1 protein-coding gene is annotated in these 2,140 nt (G+C 74.4%); it reads right to left on the bottom strand.

The annotated features are described in order from the left end of the window. Positions 1 to 111: 111 nt before the first annotated feature. Entirely contained in the window at positions 112 to 2,139 is a 2,028-nt protein-coding gene (locus tag LQV45_RS27545; RefSeq protein ID WP_230010029.1) for a YhgE/Pip family protein, read from the bottom strand. Position 2,140 lies beyond the last annotated feature (1 nt).

The following is a 2,140-nucleotide window of genomic DNA, read 5'->3' as shown; positions in this document are numbered from 1 at the left end:
ACGCCCAGGCGGTTGCGCTCGGCGGTGACGGGTGGCGGCGCTTCCTCGGGTTCTTCCTCGACGGTCTGCGGCGCAGCCCGGAATGATCCGCCGCCTCCGCCGCGCGCCCGCCTACGCGGGCTGGGCGGCGGCGCGGAGCGACGCGGTACGACGGCGGACCACGACGAGGGTCGTGACGATCAGCGCGAGCGCGGCCCAGACGGCCAGACCCACGATTCCCGCGCCCACCCCGCCCGAGGAGGCGAGGGCGCCGAGCATCGACGCGTACGCCGGGGAGGTCGGCAGAAGCGAGGCGGCTCCCGCGAGCACCGGCGGCACCGTCGAGACGATGTTCGCCGCCAGGGCCAGGGCGCCCACGATCGCGGCGATCCAGCGTCCGGCGCCCCCGAAGAGGGCGACGAGCGCCTGGTTCACCGCGGCGAAGGCGACTCCGGCGACGACGCACACGAGGGCGAACAGCGCCCAGTCTCCCCAGTCGAAGCCGGATGCCACCTGCACGACGCCCGCGACGAGCAGCCCCTGCACGGCGCCGATGATCGCGGCGGGGGCGAAGCTGCGGAGGGCGACGAGCCCCGACGCGCGCCGACTCGTGAGCGATCGCGCCGACACGGCCTGGAAGGCGACGTACGAGGCCACGCCGCCGAACCACAGCACGGCCATCGCGAGCAGCGGCACGGCGGCGGTGCCGAACAGCGAGTCGCTGACACCGTTCGCCGACACGGGGTCGGCGACGATGGCGGCGAGGTTCTTGGCTTGCGCGTCGGTGTAGGTGGGCAGCTGCGCGACCGCAGTGTCGAGGCCGTCGGCGAGGGATGACGTGCCCGAGGCGACCTGCTGCACGCCGTCGGCGAGCTGGCCCGCGCCATCCTCGGCCCCGGAGGCTCCGGATGCCACCTGGGCGGCGCCGCTGCTGAGGCCTGCCGCACCCGTGCCGAGCTGGCGTGTGCCGTCGGCGACCTGGCTCGCGCCACCCGCGAGGCCGTCGATGCCGCCGGCGATCGTGTAGAGACCGTTCGCCGCCTTCGTCGCGCCCCCGGCGAGGCCCCGGGCGCCGTTCGCCAGCTGCTGGTTCGCTTCCGCGATCGACCTGATGCCGGCGGGGAGCTGCGCGGCTTCGCCGGCGAGCTCGCCGATCTGCGTCACGGTCGCCGTTGCCTGCGGCAGTGCCGCGTTCGCGTCGGCGGCGGCGGCGCGCAGGGCATCGCACTGCGCGGGGGTGCCCGTGCAGTCGTCGGCGGCCTTCTGCAGCGCGGCCGCGGCCTTCACGAGCGCGTCGTTCACCTGGGGAGCGGCTTTCGACAGGTCGGTCGCCACCTGCGCGAACTGCGGCGGGATCCGGTCGGCGAGGGCGTTGACGTTGGTGGCGAGCGCCTGGTTGCCGTCGGCGATGCCGTTCGCACCCCCCGCCAGGTCACCGACACCCGCGGCGGCTTCGCGCGTGCCACCGGCGAGGGCCGTCGCGCCCCCCGCGACCTGAGCCGCGCCGTCGGCGAGCGGACCCGTTCCCGCGGCGAGCTGCTGCGCGCCGGTGGCGAGTTGCCCGGCGCCGTTCGAGAGCTGCCCGAGTCCGTCCTGCAGACCGGTCGCGCCCGTGGCCGCCTGGCCCGCGCCGTCGGCGAGCTGGTGCGCGCCGCTGGCCGCGGTGCCCAGCTGCTGGCCGAGCGTCGTGAAACCGAGGAACACGTTCGTGAGGTACTGCGAGGACAGCTCGCTGCCGAACACCGTGGAGGCGGTGGTGGCCAGCTGTGCGGTGATCGCACCGTCGACCACTCGCGCGTTCGGTGCCGTCTCGACGCCGATCGTCGCGCGTTCGGGTGTCTCGCCGGGGCGGGTGGAGAGGGCGGCCGAGGTGAAGTTCTCGGGGATCGTGACGACGGCGGTGTAGGTGCCGTCCTTGAGACCGGCGGCGGCGTCCGCGTCGTTGGAGATGACCCAGTCGATGTTGCTCGGCTGGTCGTCGGCCCCCTTCACGAGGCCGCCCGTGAGCTGGCGCCCGAGCGGGACGAGCTGGCCGTTGAGTTCGACCGCCTTGTCGTCGTTGACGATCGCGGCGGTGATGTTGTCGAGGCGGTCGGTCGGGTTGTACAGCGCACCGACCAGGATGCCGCCGATCACGGCGGGGAGCAGGAGCACACCGATC

This window comes from Microbacterium sp. Bi128 (assembly GCF_918698205.1).
Note: the sequence above shows the minus strand (reverse complement) of the source record. Positions and strands in the feature narration are given on the sequence as shown.